The organism is Staphylococcus felis (assembly GCF_003012915.1).
GTDB classification, from domain to species: domain Bacteria; phylum Bacillota; class Bacilli; order Staphylococcales; family Staphylococcaceae; genus Staphylococcus; species Staphylococcus felis.
The window spans coordinates 2,084,076-2,102,686 of sequence record NZ_CP027770.1 but is presented as its reverse complement, the minus strand read 5'-3'; the positions used below and the strand labels follow the sequence as shown (position 1 = coordinate 2,102,686).

The 18,611-nt window shown below is 34.4% G+C and carries 20 protein-coding genes, 3 pseudogenes and 1 other annotated feature; all 23 genes and pseudogenes read left to right on the top strand.

Features of this window, described 5'->3' with window-relative positions; genetic code table 11:
• Positions 1-9: 9 nt before the first annotated feature.
• A complete protein-coding gene (locus tag C7J90_RS09875; protein ID WP_103209285.1) occupies positions 10-1,275 on the top strand; it encodes a bifunctional folylpolyglutamate synthase/dihydrofolate synthase in 1,266 nt (421 codons plus the stop codon).
• Positions 1,276-1,413: 138 nt separating this feature from the next.
• Positions 1,414-2,151, top strand: a complete 738-nt coding sequence (locus tag C7J90_RS12335) for a prepilin peptidase (RefSeq protein ID WP_142379872.1) — start codon at positions 1,414-1,416, stop codon at positions 2,149-2,151.
• Positions 2,148-2,708 (top strand): RadC family protein, encoded by a 561-nt coding sequence (radC, locus tag C7J90_RS09865; RefSeq protein ID WP_103209281.1) that lies wholly within the window; start codon positions 2,148-2,150, stop codon positions 2,706-2,708. Before C7J90_RS12335 ends, radC begins: the two co-directional genes overlap by 4 nt.
• 118 nt (positions 2,709-2,826) lie before the next feature.
• Positions 2,827-3,912, top strand: a complete 1,086-nt coding sequence (locus tag C7J90_RS09860; protein ID WP_031775850.1) for a phage lytic cycle repressor MrpR family protein — start codon at positions 2,827-2,829, stop codon at positions 3,910-3,912.
• Positions 3,909-4,946: pseudogene (locus tag C7J90_RS09855) on the top strand (transposase); the annotation flags it as partial. The gene C7J90_RS09860 and the pseudogene C7J90_RS09855, both read left to right, overlap by 4 nt.
• Before the next feature lie 71 nt (positions 4,947-5,017).
• Positions 5,018-6,162 (top strand): IS3 family transposase gene (locus C7J90_RS09850; RefSeq protein ID WP_103209691.1). Its coding sequence is split into 2 segments (ribosomal slippage): positions 5,018-5,264 and positions 5,264-6,162, totalling 1,146 coding nucleotides; the frame shifts between segments, so codons are not numbered across the junction.
• Positions 6,163-6,168: 6 nt separating this feature from the next.
• Positions 6,169-7,029: pseudogene (locus C7J90_RS09845) on the top strand (site-specific integrase); the annotation flags it as partial.
• A gap of 6 nt (positions 7,030-7,035) precedes the next feature.
• Positions 7,036-7,413, top strand: coding sequence for a DUF6262 family protein (locus tag C7J90_RS09840; RefSeq protein ID WP_103210450.1), 378 nt, complete (start codon positions 7,036-7,038; stop codon positions 7,411-7,413).
• Positions 7,414-7,652: 239 nt separating this feature from the next.
• Positions 7,653-8,018: an ArsR/SmtB family transcription factor gene (locus C7J90_RS09835; protein ID WP_103207742.1), complete on the top strand. Its 366-nt coding sequence runs from the start codon at positions 7,653-7,655 to the stop codon at positions 8,016-8,018.
• Complete coding sequence (locus C7J90_RS09830; protein ID WP_103207740.1) at positions 8,011-10,425, top strand: cadmium-translocating P-type ATPase CadA; 2,415 nt, start codon at positions 8,011-8,013, stop codon at positions 10,423-10,425. Before C7J90_RS09835 ends, C7J90_RS09830 begins: the two co-directional genes overlap by 8 nt.
• A gap of 79 nt (positions 10,426-10,504) precedes the next feature.
• Positions 10,505-11,122, top strand: coding sequence for a CadD family cadmium resistance transporter (locus C7J90_RS09825; RefSeq protein WP_103207738.1), 618 nt, complete (start codon positions 10,505-10,507; stop codon positions 11,120-11,122).
• A gap of 172 nt (positions 11,123-11,294) precedes the next feature.
• Positions 11,295-11,423, top strand: a pseudogene (locus C7J90_RS12260) (JAB domain-containing protein); the annotation flags it as partial.
• Between the two features lie 364 nt (positions 11,424-11,787).
• Positions 11,788-12,252: a DUF4930 family protein gene (locus C7J90_RS09815; protein WP_232332049.1), complete on the top strand. Its 465-nt coding sequence runs from the start codon at positions 11,788-11,790 to the stop codon at positions 12,250-12,252.
• 71 nt (positions 12,253-12,323) lie between these two features.
• A complete protein-coding gene (locus C7J90_RS12000; protein WP_167388998.1) occupies positions 12,324-12,473 on the top strand; it encodes a hypothetical protein in 150 nt (49 codons plus the stop codon).
• 241 nt (positions 12,474-12,714) lie between these two features.
• A complete protein-coding gene (gene mreC / locus C7J90_RS09810; RefSeq protein ID WP_103207732.1) occupies positions 12,715-13,548 on the top strand; it encodes a rod shape-determining protein MreC in 834 nt (277 codons plus the stop codon).
• A 20-nt stretch (positions 13,549-13,568) separates the two neighbouring features.
• Positions 13,569-14,060 carry a rod shape-determining protein MreD gene (mreD, locus tag C7J90_RS09805; RefSeq protein ID WP_244905076.1) on the top strand — a complete coding sequence of 164 codons (492 nt, stop codon included), beginning with the start codon at positions 13,569-13,571 and terminating at the stop codon, positions 14,058-14,060.
• 36 nt (positions 14,061-14,096) lie between these two features.
• Positions 14,097-14,171, top strand: a sequence feature (ribosomal protein L21 leader region).
• Positions 14,172-14,182: 11 nt separating this feature from the next.
• Positions 14,183-14,491: a 50S ribosomal protein L21 gene (gene rplU / locus C7J90_RS09800; protein WP_103207728.1), complete on the top strand. Its 309-nt coding sequence runs from the start codon at positions 14,183-14,185 to the stop codon at positions 14,489-14,491.
• 2 nt (positions 14,492-14,493) lie between these two features.
• Complete coding sequence (locus C7J90_RS09795; protein WP_103207727.1) at positions 14,494-14,814, top strand: ribosomal-processing cysteine protease Prp; 321 nt, start codon at positions 14,494-14,496, stop codon at positions 14,812-14,814.
• 10 nt (positions 14,815-14,824) lie between these two features.
• Entirely contained in the window at positions 14,825-15,109 is a 285-nt protein-coding gene (gene rpmA / locus C7J90_RS09790; RefSeq protein WP_014613716.1) for a 50S ribosomal protein L27, read from the top strand.
• Between the two features lie 114 nt (positions 15,110-15,223).
• Positions 15,224-16,513, top strand: a complete 1,290-nt coding sequence (obgE, locus tag C7J90_RS09785) for a GTPase ObgE (protein WP_103207725.1) — start codon at positions 15,224-15,226, stop codon at positions 16,511-16,513.
• Between the two features lie 23 nt (positions 16,514-16,536).
• Positions 16,537-16,980 (top strand): ACT domain-containing protein, encoded by a 444-nt coding sequence (locus C7J90_RS09780; RefSeq protein WP_103207723.1) that lies wholly within the window; start codon positions 16,537-16,539, stop codon positions 16,978-16,980.
• Positions 16,981-16,994: 14 nt separating this feature from the next.
• On the top strand, positions 16,995-17,597 hold the full coding sequence (ruvA, locus tag C7J90_RS09775) for a Holliday junction branch migration protein RuvA (RefSeq protein ID WP_103207721.1): 603 nt from the start codon (positions 16,995-16,997) through the stop codon (positions 17,595-17,597).
• A 15-nt stretch (positions 17,598-17,612) separates the two neighbouring features.
• Complete coding sequence (ruvB, locus tag C7J90_RS09770; protein ID WP_103207719.1) at positions 17,613-18,611, top strand: Holliday junction branch migration DNA helicase RuvB; 999 nt, start codon at positions 17,613-17,615, stop codon at positions 18,609-18,611.

The window sequence follows — 18,611 nt, the reverse complement described above, 5'->3', positions numbered from 1 at the left end:
GTCTGAGTTATGAATTATCTAGATAGTTTATATTGGATACATGAAAGGACGAAATTCGGTATTAAGCCAGGTGTCAAACGGATGGAATGGATGTTAGCTCAATTAGGACATCCTGAAAGAAACATCAATGTGATTCATATTGGTGGTACAAATGGAAAAGGTTCAACAGTTGCTTATTTACGCGAAGCTTTAATGAAAAATAATTATCAAATCGGAACATTTACATCACCTTATATCGAAACATTTAATGAACGAATTAGTGTGAATGGTCATCCAATATCGAATGAGGCTATTGCAGAATTAGCAACACGTGTCAAACCGATTAGTGAAGCAATGGAAGAAGAGACGGAGTTAGGGACAGCTACTGAATTTGAAATTATAACAACAATGATGTATTTGTATTTTGGAGAGTTCTATACAGTTGATTTTGTTCTAGTAGAAGCAGGGCTTGGTGTAAAAAATGACTCTACAAATGTGATTCATCCCGTTTTGAGCATTTTGACGAGTATCGGTCTTGATCATACGGATATTCTAGGCAACTCTTATCTTGATATCGCTCGTGATAAAAGTGCCATTATCAAAGAAAATACACCGGTAATTTATGCAATAAAAAATGATGATGCTATCAAACAATTTCGTGATACAGCTGAAAGACTAAATGCTAAAGCGATCGAATATGATCGTGATATCTTGATAAAATCAGAAGATGATGAATTTACGTATCGCTATAAAGAATATGAGCTCGAAAATATCGCTTTAGATATGAAAGGTGAACATCAAAAAGAGAATGCCGCACTTGCCATAACTGCACTTATTGAATTGTATGAGCAAGGGGTTATCAAACTTGATTTTAATAGTATGATTGAAGGTATTGAACATACCTACTGGACTGGTCGTATAGAAGAAGTCTCAAAAGAACCACTCATGATTATTGATGGTGCACACAATAAAGAAAGTATTGATGCACTTGTTGATACTATACACCGATACTATGAATTAGAGAAAGTTGATGTTTTATTCTCTGCTATTGATGGAAAACCCATTCACCACATGTTGACTGCATTTAATGATATTGCAGAACATATCTATGTAACTGAATTCGACTTTCCTAAAGCATTACCTAAACATACCCTTTATGATGAGGTAGAATTTACTAATAAATCCATCGTTGATAATTTTGTTGATTTTATTAAAAATTATCAAGGAGATTGCTTATTAATCACAGGTAGCTTGTATTTCATCAGTGAAGTTAAATCAAAAATATATTTTAATTAAAATATACCCCACTGCAAATAAGAGGAATTCAAGTTCACTCTAATTTGTAGTGGGGTTTGCATTTTTTTAATACTTAAATTGAACAAAATAAATAATCCAAAATTTGACCGATTCTCGTCAAACTCATATACTAAAATCATGATGTTAAAGGAGGTAGTTATGGTAGGAATCATCTTTTTTACCGGTGCAAGTTTAATGAGTTTTTTATTACAAATTTCAGAAGTAAAGTGCATCTCTATTCAACATATGATGAGGCGATCGTGTTGTTCGAGCTGTAGTCGTCGTTTGAACTTTGCTTTTTTAATACCGATATTCAGTTATGCTATATTAAAAGGGAAATGTCGATATTGCAAAGCGATTATCCCCATCTATTTATGGATTGGCGAAATATTTGGTGGAATCCTTTTTATTATACCTATTTATTTAGAAGTTGATATTCACTTGTCCATTTTTTATCTCGTAACATTAATTCTACTTACTTTGTCTATTATAGATTTACGATTTCTAATCGTTCCTCATCGATGGTTAGTGATACTAGTGATTTGTGCTTTCTTTATGAATCATATTCCCAAAATAGAACTTAATCAATGGCTCCTTTTTATACTCCTTTTATGTATAGGTTTAATCTCCCCACACCTAATCGGGTTTGGTGATATCAAGTTGTTGATGCTTTTTTCACTTATTTTCCCTTTTAAATTTATGATTTTATTTCTTTTTTTAATCTTTCCTATAGCATTATTGCTACTACCATTCTTCTTAGCATTGAAATGGATAAAAATCCCATTTATACCTCTTGTTCCTTCAATTTTTGTAAGCTTTCTGTTAGTTTCTCTATTTTTTCAAGACTTAGTATATTATTTTGGAGGTGTGATATGACGAGAATTCATGATTTATCAAATGATGAAAAGCCAAAAGAAAGGCTTATACAAAAGGGGGCACATGTACTATCCAATACTGAACTGCTTGCTATTTTAATTAATACAGGTAGACGAGGAAGGTCGAGCTTAGACATAGCGTCAGAAATGCTAAGTCAATATACAAGTCTAAATCAACTTAAAACGTTATCAATGATAGAACTACAAACAATTAAAGGTATTGGTCAAAATAAGGCAGTTACCCTCTTGGCAGCTTTTGAATTGGCTTCGAGAATTCATTTTGATCGTCAAGTATTGTTATCAGAGCCTATTAAAAGTCCTGAACAAATTGCAAATTATATGTTTCACGAATTAAAAGGCATACAGCAAGAACATTTTGTTATACTCATACTTAATACGAAACATCATATCATTCATAAAGAAACATTGTTTATCGGTACTTTAAATAGTGCGATTATTCATCCACGAGAAGTGTTTAAAGTTGCGTTAAAATGGTCTGCACATGCGATTATTGTTGTTCACAATCATCCATCGGGAGACCCATTAACCATAGTATAATAAATAATAGTAGTTAAAGTAGTTCAGGAGGAGATGTTAAAGGGAGATTTTACTTTAAATAAAAATTAACAAGGTTTATAATTTGTAGTACTTAAAGTGTTTAAAGAGGGGGGCGCGTGTGAGGGTTCAAAGGATAGAAGTGGAGAATAAGCCGTATCCATTGTATTTATTACTAGATAAAGAATACCAGCTAATTGAACCAGTAATGAAATTTATTAAATACTTAGATAACACTGGTAAGTCTCCAAATACCATTAAAGCATACTGCTATCATTTAAAGTTGCTGTATGAGTTCATGGAACAGAGAGGCGTTATTCTTAATGATATTAACTTTGAGTTGTTAGCAGATTTCGTAGGTTGGTTGAGATATCCAACAGCAAATAATGTAATTGATCTTCAGTCAAAAGAAGCCATAAGAGAAGAAACGACAGTGAATACAATTTTAAATGCCGTTATGAGTTTTCTTGATTATTTAAGTAGATTAGGAGAATTTAAATCAATTGATGTATTTAAACAAGCAAAGGGAAGAAACTTCAAAGGATTTTTACATCATGTTAATAAGGGTAGATACCAAAAGAATGTCTTAAAGTTAAGGGTTAAAAAGAAACAGATAAGAACATTGACAGCAGAGGAAGTTAAGCAAATTATTGACGCTTGTCATACGAAAAGAGATAAGTTAATTTTAATGCTTATGTATGAGGGTGGTTTAAGAATCGGTGAAGTGTTATCGCTTAGGCTTGAAGATATTGCCACTTGGGACAATCAAATCCATTTAACACCTAGAGATGTTAATGTTAATGAAGCTTATATTAAATTAAGGAAGGAAAGAACAATACATGTGAGTAAAGAACTGATGTCACTTTATACAGATTACTTGGTATATGAGTATAGTGAGGAATTGGAGCATGACTATGTTTTTATTTCCTTAAAAGAAGGCTATTTTGGGAAACCACTAAAGTACCAAAGTGTTCTTGATTTAGTTAGAAGAATAGTTAAAAGGACTGGAATAGAATTTACATCGCATATGCTTCGCCACACTCACGCAACGCAGCTAATTAGGGAAGGGTGGGATGTTGCGTTCGTTCAAAAGAGATTAGGTCACGCACATGTTCAGACAACGTTAAATACCTATGTTCATCTTTCAGATCAGGATATGAAAAATGAGTTTAATAAATACCTTGAGAGAAAGGAGCATAAGAAATGAATGCTTCTAGTAAAAGGAAAATTATCAGTCAGAGTGAGATCAGCAAAAAAATAGCTGTAATGAATGAAGAAATGCAAGGGTTTTGGGCTAATAATAGTTGGGATATAAGAAAATGTCCACATCCTTCTGCCATAGAATTAAGTAAGAATCCTGCTTTAAGAAATCGTTGGGTTCGTTTTGAACGTGTTAAAAATCTGTGGTTAAGAACAGAATTGAAATATTTTTATTTTTACCATTTAAACAATGGAATATGGAATGCAAAAACTGTCTGGATTAGAAAAGGAACAGTAATTAATAAAATGTTGGATTTTTTAGATTTAAAGTATCCCAGCATTACTTCAATTACTGAAGTTCCTATTGATAAAGCAATGACGGAGTATAGAACATATTTGACAAAACAGGGTGTTAGAATTACCACCACTAATTATAAGATTACTGCTAATCAAGAAAAAACACCTGTAAAAGCTAATTCTTACTATGTTACTAATCTAAAACAATTTATTGAGTTTTATGAGGATTTTTATTTTGATGGAGAGGAGTGGGATAAAGACGTTTGGGATAGACGAAACTTACCTTTGCCAGATGATAAGGTTAACCCAACACAATATGAATATACAATTAACTTTAAAGGGTTTCGGAATACATATTTTAAACAGCTTGTAAAAAGATATTGTAAGTTAAGATTGAACATGGATAGCTTTTCCTATGTAAGTGATATTGCCCAAAAACTTAAAGAGTTCTTTAATTTTCTGGACATAAAGTTTAAACACGTTCAGAGAGTACACCAATTAACGAGAGTGGAAATTGAAGCATATTTAAGTGAACTAAACATGATGGGGATAAAACCTAGTACAATAACTGGGAGGATCTCTATATTGGAAGGACTATTTAGTACCCTTCATAGGCTAGAATGGGATGATGTTCCTTCCAAAATATTAATTTATCCCGAGGACTATCCGAAAATACCAAGAGCAAAACCTCGCTTTATAGACGAATTCGTTCTAGAGCAATTGAACAGTCATCTTGATAAATTGAATCGTCTACACTTAGTTGGACAAATTCTATGAGAATAGATATTGTTAAATTAAGAAAGTAGGCGATTTTTATGACAAGAGAAAGAAGAACTTTTAGTCCTGAATTTAAATTACAAATGGTAAAGCTTTATGAAAATGGTAAGCCTAGAAATGAAATTGCTCGTGAATATGATTTAACACCTTCGGCGTTAGGGAAATGGATTAAGCAACATCAAAATACTGGTTCATTTAACCATCAAGATAACTTAACTAATGAAGAAAAAGAACTAAGAAAATTACGTAAAGAAAATCAACAATTGAAAATGGAAAATGATATTTTAAAGCAAGCAGCGCTGATCATGGGACGAAAATAGATGTCATTCGAAAGAATGCCAATAAATATTCAGTATCAGCAATGTGCAAAGTCCTGCAAATCTCTAGAAGTAGTTACTATTACGAAATTAACAAATCACCCAACGTTGAAAAAGATGATCGAGATAAGGAAATTAGCGATAAAATTATCGAGATTTTCAATTCTAATCGCAAATGTTTTGGAACAAGAAGGATTAAAAATGAACTTATCAAAAATGGTTTAAATGTCTCAAGACGACGTATAGGACGCATTATGAAAGCAAATAAATTAGTATCTTCTTATACGACATCGAAGTATAAATCATTTCCTTCTCGCTCAAGTGAACGCGAAATCAATAATGAATTAAATCAAAGTTTCAATAGAAAAGAACCATTGGAAGTTCTTGTCAGTGATTTGACATATGTAAAAGTGGCTGGAAAATGGCATTACATATGTTTATTTATTGATCTTTTTAACCGTGAGATTGTTGGGCATAGCGCAGGCTCAAAGAAAGATAGCACGCTTGTATCCAAGGCACTTAGTAGCATTAGACACGATTTAAGAGACGTACAAATGTTTCACACTGACAGAGGAAAAGAGTTTGATAATCACATGATTGATGATGTACTAGATACCTTTGGTATCAAAAGATCTTTAAGCATGAAAGGATGTCCATATGACAACGCAGTAGCTGAAAGTACATTTAAAGCGTTAAAAACTGAATTCATTAAACAGTATGATTTTAAATCTATTAATCACTTAAAACTCGAATTGTTTGATTATGTTAATTGGTATAACAACATTCGACCTCATAGTGCATTAAATTATCTGACGCCGAAAGCGTACAAAGATAGTTTCTATAAAAACTGTCTAGAAATCTGTTGACATACCAAATTACCCGAATATATAGCTACGATGACTATGATTGTTCAAGAATGTGGAATGAGGATAAGTGAATTGTGCACCTTGAAAAAAGGCTGTCTATTAGAGGACAAAGATGGAGATTACTTTTTAAAGTATTATCAATGGAAAATGAAAAAGGAGCATATAGTTCCAATATCTAAAGAGGTAGCTTTACTTATTAAAGTTCGGGAAGATAAAGTTTCAGAGGAATTTCCAGATAGTGAATACCTCTTTCCAAGAAAAGATGGATCGCCATTAAAACAAGAAACATTTAGAGGCGAGTTAAATAAATTAGCTTATGAGCAAAATATAGTGGATAAATCAGGCGAGATTTATAGATTCCATGCCCATGCCTTTCGCCATACAGTAGGAACAAGAATGATTAACAACGGGGTGCCCCAGCATATTGTGCAGAAATTTTTGGGACATGAAAGCCCAGAAATGACAAGCAGATACGCTCATATCTTTGATGAAACTCTAAAAAATGAATTTACTAAATTTCAAGAAAAACTGGTTACCAATAATGGAGATGTGCTCAATCTAGATGATGATAGTGAAGTCGATGATGTAGAGCTTCAATGGTTCAAGAAAAATATAAATGCACAAGTGCTTCCAAATGGTTATTGTAGATTGCCAGTAATAGCAGGTGGTTGTCCACATGCGAATGCATGCTTAGATTGCACTCACTTCTGTACCAGTAAGCAATTCTTACCACAGCACGAAGAACAGTTAGAGCGTACAGAAGAGTTATTAACCATAGCAAAGGATAAACAATGGCAAAGACAAATAGAGACTAATAGCCGTGTTAAAGAGCGTTTAGAACAAATCATTGGAAGTTTGACGGGGTAATTATCAATGGATAAACAAGTTAGAAATACAACAGAAATTGTACGTTTGGCGAAGCAGAAATCACAAAAGACAAGGGAAAAAGTAGACAAAGCGATTTCTAAATTTTCGATTGAAGGTAAAGCTATTAATTTTAATTCAATAGCAAAGGAAGCCAAAGTTTCTAAATCATGGCTTTATAAAGAACAAGATATTAGGCAAAGAATCGAATCCCTTCGTAAACGTCAAATAACATCAATTATAGTATCAAAATCTGAGAAAAGCTCTCGATCTGAAGGGGTTCTTGTTAAGACTTTAAAAACAAGAGTTAAGGAATTAGAGGAGGAAAATAAAAAATTAAAAAACCAAATTCAGAAATTATATGGAGAATTGTACAATAATGAATAGTTAAAAGTTAATCTATAAATGAATTGTGAAGAAATGTACTTAAACTAACGGGGCAGTTATGTTTAAGATGCTTTAAAATCTGGTTAAAATCTCTAAAAAGATTGGTTTCTAACATTAGAAACCAATCTTTTTTATTGTAATATTAATATATAATAATCAAACAATCATTTGACTATTTGTTTATGGTGGGATATATTATAATTATCAAACAAACAGTCATTTGAATAAGGAGGATAATTATGACAAAAGATATGTGTGAAGTTACCTGTATTCACGAAGATAAGGTAAACAGGGCTAAAAAAGACCTTGCTAAACAGAATCCTATGGATGTAGCGAAAGTTTTTAAGACTCTGTCAGATGATACAAGGGTTAAAATTGCTTATGTTTTATCTTTAGAGGGAGAGTTATGTGTTTGTGATGTAGCGAATATCATTGAATCTTCAACGGCTACGGCATCCTATCATTTAAGATTGTTGAAAAATTTAGGTATAGCAACATACCGTAAAGAAGGAAAATTAGTCTATTATTCACTAGATGATGAGCATGTTAAACAGCTTGTAGAAAAAGCTTTCTTGCATCAAAGGGAGGTTGCTAGTATTGGATAGTTCAACAAAAACATTAACAGAAGATAAACAGGTTTACCGTGTGGAGGGTTTCTCGTGTGCGAATTGTGCTGGGAAGTTTGAAAAAAATGTAAAGGAACTACCAGGGGTGCATGATGCGAAAGTCAATTTCGGAGCTTCCAAAATTGATGTCTTTGGCAGTGCAACTGTTGAAGATCTGGAAAAGGCTGGTGCTTTCGAGAATCTTAAAGTGGCACCAGAGAAGGCTAGAAGACGGGTCGAACCAGTGGTAACAGAAGATAAAAATGTTTACCGTGTGGAGGGATTTTCTTGCGCAAACTGTGCTGGGAAGTTTGAAAAAAATGTAAAACAACTAGCTGGAGTTCAGGATGCAAAAGTGAACTTTGGCGCTTCCAAAATTGATGTATATGGAAATGCATCGGTTGAAGAGCTTGAAAAAGCAGGTGCTTTCGAGAATCTTAAGGTAATTCCTGAAAAACTGGCGAATCCATCGATACAAGCGGTCAAAGAAGACACTAAGGCTCCTAAAGAAGAGAAAATACCGTTTTATAAAAAACACAGCACATTGCTGTTTGCCACATTAATGATTGCTTTTGGTTACCTTTCTCACTTTGTAAATGGAGAAGATAACCTTGTAACTTCCATGTTATTTGTAAGTTCGATTGTAATTGGCGGATATTCACTATTTAAAGTTGGTTTTCAAAATTTGATACGCTTTGATTTCGACATGAAAACCCTGATGACCGTTGCAGTTATTGGAGCTGCCATCATTGGTGAATGGGCAGAGGCATCCATTGTTGTCATTCTCTTTGCAATCAGTGAAGCACTTGAACGTTTTTCTATGGATAGAGCAAGACAGTCCATTCGTTCATTGATGGATATTGCCCCAAAAGAAGCACTTGTTAGGCGGAATGGTCAGGAAATAATGATCCATGTGGACGATATCGCCGTGGGTGATATTATGATCGTCAAACCAGGGGAGAAAATTGCCATGGATGGGATCATTATAAATGGGGTGTCGGCTGTCAACCAGGCTGCTATAACAGGAGAATCTGTCCCTGTTGCCAAAACGGTAGATGATGAAGTATTTGCAGGTACGCTTAACGAAGAGGGACTACTTGAAGTAAAAATCACCAAATACGTAGAGGATACAACCATCTCCAAGATTATTCATCTGGTTGAGGAAGCACAAGGGGAGCGCGCTCCAGCGCAAGCATTCGTAGATAAATTTGCGAAATATTATACGCCGATCATTATGGTTATTGCGGCGCTCGTTGCAGTCGTTCCACCTTTATTCTTTGGTGGAAGTTGGGATACTTGGGTTTATCAAGGATTAGCGGTACTTGTAGTTGGATGTCCGTGTGCATTAGTTATTTCTACTCCAATCTCGATTGTCTCGGCAATTGGAAATGCAGCTAAAAAAGGTGTGTTGATTAAAGGCGGTGTCTATCTAGAGGAATTAGGAGCCATTAAGGCAATCGCATTTGATAAAACAGGAACACTGACAAAAGGTGTACCAGTGGTAACAGATTTTAAAGTGTTAAATGATCAAGTAGAAGAAAAAGAGCTGTTTTCCATTATTACAGCTTTAGAATATCGATCACAACATCCACTTGCTTCAGCAATAATGAAGAAAGCAGAGCAAGATAATATTACTTATTCCGATGTTAGAGTGGAGGACTTCACTTCTATTACAGGTCGGGGCATTCAAGGGAATATAGATGGAACAACCTATTACATTGGCAGTCCAAGGCTTTTTAAAGAATTAAATGTTTCCGATTTTAGCCTTGAGTTTGAAAATAAAGTGAAAGTTTTACAAAACCAAGGGAAAACGGCCATGATTATTGGAACGGACCAAACAATCCTCGGCGTGATTGCTGTAGCAGATGAGGTCCGCGAAACAAGTAAAAATGTGATTCAAAAACTTCATCAGTTAGGAATCAAGCAAACAATTATGCTGACAGGTGATAATCAAGGTACCGCAGAAGCAATCGGTGCTCATGTAGGCGTTTCTGATATTCAGTCCGAATTGATGCCACAGGATAAGTTGGACTATATTAAAAAAATGAAAGCCGAGCATGGTAATGTAGCTATGATTGGCGATGGCGTCAATGATGCTCCTGCACTTGCTGCATCCACTGTTGGCATTGCAATGGGCGGTGCTGGAACAGATACTGCCATCGAGACAGCTGATATTGCATTAATGGGAGATGATTTAAGTAAGCTTCCATTTGCAGTAAGACTTAGCAGGAAAACGCTAAATATCATCAAAGCGAACATCACGTTTGCCATCGGAATTAAGATAATTGCCTTACTATTGGTTATTCCAGGCTGGCTAACCCTTTGGATTGCGATTCTTTCCGATATGGGAGCCACTATTTTGGTAGCATTAAATAGTTTGCGACTGATGAGAGTGAAGGATAAATAGGTACTATATGTGTGCAATTTACGGAAGGACTTTTCATTTTGAAGAAAAGTCCTATCCCTAAAATATTGGAGATGATAAAATGATCGCGACGATACTGACGGCTACTGCGGTATATGTAGCAACAGGAATTGATTATCTCGTCATATTAATTCTTTTGTTTTCGCAAGTAAAAAAAGGTCAGGTAAAACATATTTGGATAGGACAATATATAGGGACTGCAATTGTGATAGGAGCAAGTCTTTTAGTTGCACAGGGGGTTGTAAATTTAATTCCTCAGCAATGGGTTATCGGACTACTTGGGCTTTTACCACTTTACCTAGGCGTGAAAATATGGATTAAAGGAGAAGAGGATGAAGATGAAAGTAGCATTTTATCCTTATTCTCCTCTGGAAAATTTAATCAGTTATTTTTGACGATGACTTTCATCGTATTGGCTTCCAGTGCGGATGACTTTTCCATTTATATACCGTACTTCACGACCTTAAGTATGTCTGAAATCTTTATTGTCACTATTGTCTTTCTAATTATGGTTGGAGTTTTGTGCTATGTCAGTTACCGTCTAGCTTCCTTCGATTTTATATCGGAAACAATTGAGAAATATGAACGTTGGATTGTACCAATTGTATTCATTGGGCTAGGTATTTATATATTGTTTGAAAATGGAACATTCAATGCTCTGATTTCATTTCTTCTTTGAAGTGGCGAATCCAAACCATAAAGTAAAGTATAAAGAGGTTATCCTATTGATTGGGATAACCTTTTTATATTTAACTAATTATCATTTACGTTAAACACATGTACTTAAAGTAAGAACATTGATTTAAACCATTTTTTTCATAATTTACTCTTGATAAAGCCTAACACCATCTCAAGCAGATATACAAACAACACAACGCCTTAAATCTTGTGGTGAGGCTATGGGTATTGAACTACTCGATCATATCATTATTGGAGAAGACGATTTTACTTCGATAATGAGTGAGGATGATGAGAAGTAAAACCATCTTCTATCTATTATCAGCAAATCGATTGCCAATTCGAATTTAAGGCCATAAATGAAAATAATTTATGAGCCATATTATGAATTTATAGCTTAGAAATAAAATCACTAATGCCATAGCTAACCGTATTATAAATCCTATTAGGGAAATGCTAAATCTAAAAATTAAAATTACAAGTAAAATAGTTAAAAATAAATACAATAAGCTCAAAATAATCACTCCCTTACTATTATTTTACTATTAACGAAAGGTATATGCATCTGACAAATTTTAGAGGCGACTCATTCTCAAGTAGGATGAAATAGTATATGATTATCGTTATACTTATTGGAGTAAATTTGTTACCAAAGGATGGCTTATATTGAAAAGGCTATTTAATTTTTTTATCATTTTATTACTTCTTTTGTGTATTTTCTATATTTCTCTAAAATATATTCCAGCTTTAAGGCAACAAGAATGGAACCCTTTAAAAGAAGATATAGCAGTTGAATCATATGACGAAGAAGGGTATAAAGTTCCAGTAGCGGGAAGAAGTTATGTTCTTGAAGATAACGATTTATTTAGAAATATACCAAGAGCTCAAGCGAGAAATATTTTTAGTTGGATTGATAAATATGAGTTTATGCAAGTACATGAATTGACGCGCATGGGTTATGACCAAGACTACCTCATTGCAGAGCAAGATTCTCAATTTTTACTTTATCATTTTGGAGATAGTGAAATGAGGGTATACACAACTGAGCATGATTTATATTACGACCTTAATCAACTGGGGCACGCTATCAAAATGCTTCCAATCGAGTCATATCAAGGTCAAAATGACTAAATGAGTACACTTGTTTTATATCAAAATTTGCGTTAACCTTGAAGTGAAATGACTAAAGAAAGGTGAGTCTAATGTCTAATCAAAATGATGACAAACAAAAGAGTGAACAGTTGAAAGCTCAAAATTTGTTTGCAAAATTGCGTAAAAAAGAAGCGCTTTATCATGATGATCAAAACGATGAAACACCAGATAGCCGTAGTCATACATCACAATCAAAATGATTTGATCAATCATTCCGTTAATCGAGTGTTTACTTAAGGGTTGGGACTATTCGTAACGATATAGTTTCAACCTTTTTTAAGAAATGTGTAGGAGGGGAATACGACTCATTAGAGAGTGTTGAAAATAGAATAATATTTTTAGACGGTAATGAATCTTTATGTCTCAACCTCTTTATAAATGGAAAGTATTCATATAAAATAATACATTATAAACAAATACATAAAATATGAGGTGTTGAGGTTGTCCAATTTTTTTAGAAACAACAAATTAGTTGTGTTGTTTTGTTCAATCATTCTATTTATTGCTTTAATCGGTCTCTCATTAAGATCGAATACCCAATCAGTCCCAGAACAATATCTAGGGGATACGGTTAGTTTTGGACAGCGTATATTCTCCTATCCTATTCAATTTGTTTCTGGTTCAATCAATCAATTTTTTGAACACAATCAAAGGCCAACAAATAAAGAAAAACAACTTGAAGCTGAAAATAATCGTTTAAAATCAGAAAATGAAAAATTAAAAAAAGAGCTTGATATGAGTGATATTGCGAAATATAATCCTATATCAGCCGCGGTTATCGCTCGACAGCCAGATCAATGGCTTAATACTATCGTTATTGATAAGGGTCAAAAAGCAGGAATTAAAGAAAATATGGCTGTCATGACAAGCGATGGTTTAATTGGGCGCGTAGCCAAAGTGAATCAATTTTCTTCAAAAGTGAATTTAATATCTACAAAAGGCCGAACAAATAGGCTTTCTGTAAACATTCAGCATGACTCAGACGAAGTATTTGGTTTGATTGACCATTATGATGATGAAAAAAATAGATTGATTATTAGCGATATAGATGACAATGATGATGTCGAAAAAGGGGATCAAGTACTGACAAGTGGGTTGGGTGACCAACTTCCAAAAGGATTATACGTTGGTGAAGTTGAAAAAGTACAAAAAGATCAATACGGCTTATCTAAACAAGTTGTCATTAAAACAGGTGCTAATATGAATGGACTATCACATGTATATGTCGCTAAAAATAATGTTGTGTATGATGAGCAAAAAGGTGAAAGCGCATGAAGATCATTCATTATTTTCTATTGGCAATACTATGTTTTTACACTGATTCACTTTTGACTTTTTTATCGCCCATTCACATTGGTAATATCAATCTCATTTTTGTACCACATCTCACTTTATTGATGATTTTACTTTTGACCATTTTAAAAAACACTAATATTGCATTAATCCTTAGTGTATTTTTAGGTCTACTACATGATGTTTATTTCGGTCAAATTTATGGTGTATACTTATTTGGATATATCATTTTTACGTTAAGTGCGGATAAGTTTTTAAAAGTATTTTACCGGGATAATAGTATGATTTATGTATCTACTTTAATACTGATTGCGTTATTTGAAATCTTTTCCGTTATGATATACGCAATACTTGGATTAATTGATTTTAATTTATTCCATTTTCTATTTTATAGAATGTTACCGACGCTATTTTTAAATGCTATTTTATTATTGCTAATACGCTTGGTTATGAAAGTATATAAAAATAAGCGCCATCCTATTGACATGAAATAAGTGTAAATGGTATCATGCAGTAGTTGAGTAGTTTTTAGCTACATACAACCGCTCAAATATAGGTTTTAAAGTACATCAGGTCACCTATATATGGCGTGACTTAATTATAGGAGGTGCAAAGTATGTTTGCTATTATTGAAACAGGTGGAAAACAAATCAAAGTTGAAGAAGGACAAGAAATCTTCGTTGAAAAGTTAAATGTTAACGAAGGTGATACTTTCACATTTGATAAAGTTTTATTTGTAGGTGGAGATTCAGTTAAAGTAGGTGCCCCAACAGTTGAAGGCGCTACTGTTACTGCTACTGTTAACAAACAAGGTCGCGGTAAAAAAATCACTGTGTTCACATACCGTCGTCGTAAAGACTCAAAACGTAAAAAAGGCCATCGTCAACCTTACACTAAATTAACAATTGATAAAATCAACGCTTAATTATGATTAATGTTGATATCAGTTTAAATGACGAAGGTCAAGTAACTGATGTAATCATGACAGGTCATGCTGGTTTTGCTGAGTATGGTCAAGATATTGTCTGTGCGGGAGCGACTGCTGTACTATTTGGAAGTGTGAATGCTATAATGGGATTAACTTCTGAAAAGCCTGATATTGATTACGATGATGATGGTGGATATTTTCATGTGCGCACAATTGATACATCAAATGAGCAAGCGCAACTTATACTACAAGCGATGATAGTTTCTTTGCAAACTATTGAAGATGAATATAGTGACTATATTAAATTAAATCTTAAGTGAGGTGTAACTCATGTTAAAATTAAACTTACAATTTTTCGCATCTAAGAAAGGGGTAAGTTCTACAAAGAACGGACGTGATTCAGAATCTAAACGTTTAGGTGCTAAACGTGCGGACGGTCAATTCGTTACTGGTGGTTCTATCCTTTTCCGCCAACGTGGTACTAAAATTTACCCAGGTGAAAACGTAGGTCGTGGTGGCGATGATACATTATTCGCTAAAATCGACGGCGTTGTAAAATTCGAACGTAAAGGTCGCGACAAAAAACAAGTATCTGTATACGCAGTTGCTGAATAATTTGTCTAATTTAAACACCAGAAGTTGCCTTCTGGTGTTTATTTTTTATACGTCTTATAAATGACTTCAAAATGAGTGATAATAAAGATAAAATAGTGAAAAAGAGGTGAAAAGATGTTTGTCGATCAAGTAAAGATATTTTTAAAAGCGGGCGATGGTGGTAATGGTATCACAGCTTATCGTCGCGAAAAATATGTCCCTTTTGGTGGTCCTGCAGGAGGAGACGGTGGCCGTGGTGCATCAGTTGTATTTGAAGTTGACGAAGGCCTTCGTACTTTGATGGATTTTCGATATCAACGGCAATTTAAAGCTAAAAAGGGAGAAAATGGCCAAGGTAGTAATATGCATGGTAAAAATGCTGAAGATTTGGTATTAAAGGTTCCGCCAGGTACTACTATTAAAAATAGTGACAATGAAGAAGTTTTAGCTGATTTGATTGAACATGGACAACGTGCGGTTGTTGCTAAAGGTGGCCGTGGTGGCCGTGGGAATTCTCGCTTTGCCTCTCCAAAAAACCCAGCACCAGATTTTAGTGAAAATGGAGAACCCGGAGAAGAAATTGAAGTTACTTTAGAATTAAAATTATTAGCTGATGTCGGATTAGTAGGTTTCCCAAGCGTAGGTAAATCTACATTACTTTCAATTGTTTCAAAAGCAAAACCTAAAATTGGTGCATATCATTTTACAACTATTCAACCTAATTTAGGTGTTGTCACAACACCTGATCAACGAAGCTTTGTGATGGCTGATTTGCCAGGTCTTATTGAGGGCGCGTCTGAAGGTGTTGGTCTAGGTCATCAATTTTTACGTCATGTTGAGCGTACAAAAGTTATTGTTCATGTGGTTGATATGAGTGGTATGGAAGGTCGAGACCCATTTGACGACTATGTCACAATTAATAAAGAATTAACTGCATATAAACAGCGGTTAGACGAGAGACCACAAATTATTGTGGCAAATAAAATGGATATGCCTGAATCACAAGAACAGCTCGAACTTTTTAAAGCACAGCTCGATTCTGATGTGACAGTAATACCTATTTCTTCATATACACGAGAAAATATTGATCAATTACTATATGAGATTGCCAATACACTTGAATCGGTAAAAGATATAGACTTTAGTTTAGATGAAGATTCAGTTGGTGTTAATCGCGTGCTTTACAAGCATACCCCATCTCAAGATAAATTCGAAATCACGCGAGATGATGATGGTGCGTATGTTGTGAGTGGTAATGCAATTGAGCGTATGTTTAAAATGACTGATTTTAACAGTGATCCCGCTGTGCGACGTTTCGCCCGACAAATGAGATCGATGGGAATTGATGACGCTTTACGGGAAAGAGGCGCTGAAAATGGAGATATCGTACGTATCTTAGGTGGAGAATTTGAGTTTGTTGAGTAAATGAGGAGGTTTTATAAGGTAATATGGAACATCAATTTTATCTAATTCGAGAAGATGTCTTACCTTATGTAGTACAAAAGGTGCTGAATGTAAAAAAATCATTAAAAGACAACCATTCTCTTACTATCCAAGAAGCTGTTAATATGCATGACTGTTCTAGAAGTGCGTTCTATAAATATCGAGATACTATATTTCCGTTAGAAGCGTTAAAACAAACAAGTAATGAGTTTACGCTTGTTTTGTTTGTAAATGACAAAGTAGGAACGTTAGCTTATATTCTTGATCAATTATCTGAGTACAAATTATCAGTTTTGACAATACACCAAAGTGTCCCGATTGATGGTCGTGCGTCTATTACTTTATCTTTAAATGCTACTGAGTCTTCTATGAATGCTTATGAAATCATCAATCAGCTAAGACAGATGGATAACGTTTATAATGTTGATATAATTGGAATGAACATGTAAGGAGTTTGAATGATATGTACGCTTATTTATACGGGGAAATTACCGAATTAAACCCGACACATATTGTTATAGAAACAACTTCAGGGGTGGCATATGAGGTGCATACGCCGAATTCTTATCGTTTTCAAAAATTGATTAATCAAAAAGCGAAAGTGCACACAACACTTATTGTACGTGATGATGCACACCTGCTATACGGCTTTATCAATCAAGAAGAAAAAGATTTATTTGCGAGTTTAATTAAAGTAACTGGCATAGGTCCCAAATCAGCGCTAGCTATTTTAGCGGCGAGCACGCCAAGTGATGTTAAATTGGCTATTGAGAATGAAAATGATGCTTATCTGACTCAATTTCCTGGTATCGGAAAGAAAACAGCACGTCAAATCATTTTAGATCTAAAGGGAAAAGTCGTCATAGATGTAGAAACTGAACAAACTGTAATGCAAATGGATACAAGTGAAAAACAATTGAATGTCCAAGATGAAGCGATGCTAGCACTTGAAGCTTTAGGGTATTCTAAACGTGAACTGAATAAAGTAGAAAAACAAATGAAACAACAACAATTTGAAAGTGTTGATGATGCTGTTAAATTCGGCTTAAAACAACTTATAAAATAATTGGGGAGGGATTTCATGAATGAAGAACGTACAGTAGATGGACATGAACATTCACATGAGCATGAATTTGAATTATCCCTGCGTCCAGAATATTTAAGACAGTACATTGGTCAATCATCAATTAAATCTAACTTGGAAGTGTTCATTGAGGCAGCAAAATTACGTGAAGAGCCTTTAGATCATGTCTTGTTGTTTGGACCCCCAGGATTAGGTAAAACAACATTGTCTCATATCATTGCAAATGAAATGGACGTGAATATGCGCACAGTCTCAGGTCCATCGATTGAGCGCCCAGGGGATTTAGCTGCCATTTTAACAGCATTACAGCCAGGTGATGTCTTGTTCATTGATGAAATACACAGACTTAGCAGTGTAGTTGAAGAAGTATTGTACCCTGCGATGGAAGATTTTTTCTTAGATATTATCGTGGGTAAAGGTGATGAGGCTAGAAGTATACGTATCGATTTGCCTCCATTTACATTAGTCGGTGCTACAACACGTGCAGGTAGTTTAACAAGCCCGTTGCGAGATCGTTTCGGAGTTCATTTGCGTTTAGAATATTATAAAGAAATTGAACTACAACAGATTATCATTCGAACTGCTGAAGTATTAGGTACTCAAATAGACTATGAAAGCGCCTCTGAAATTGCTAAAAGAAGTAGGGGGACACCGAGAATTGCTAACAGGTTACTAAAAAGAGTGAGAGATTTTCAGCAAGTTCAAAAAGATGACATGATATATATTGAAACAACCAAACATGCATTACAACTATTACAAGTTGATGAAGAAGGATTGGACTATATTGATCATAAAATGATGGCTTGTATTATTGAACAATACCACGGTGGACCTGTTGGACTAGATACAATTGCAGTTTCCATTGGCGAAGAGCGCGTTACAATTGAAGATGTCTATGAACCATTTCTGATTCAAAAAGGCTTCTTAGAACGAACGCCTAGAGGACGTAAAGCGACTGCATATGCTTATGAACATTTTAACTACCCGACTAAGTAA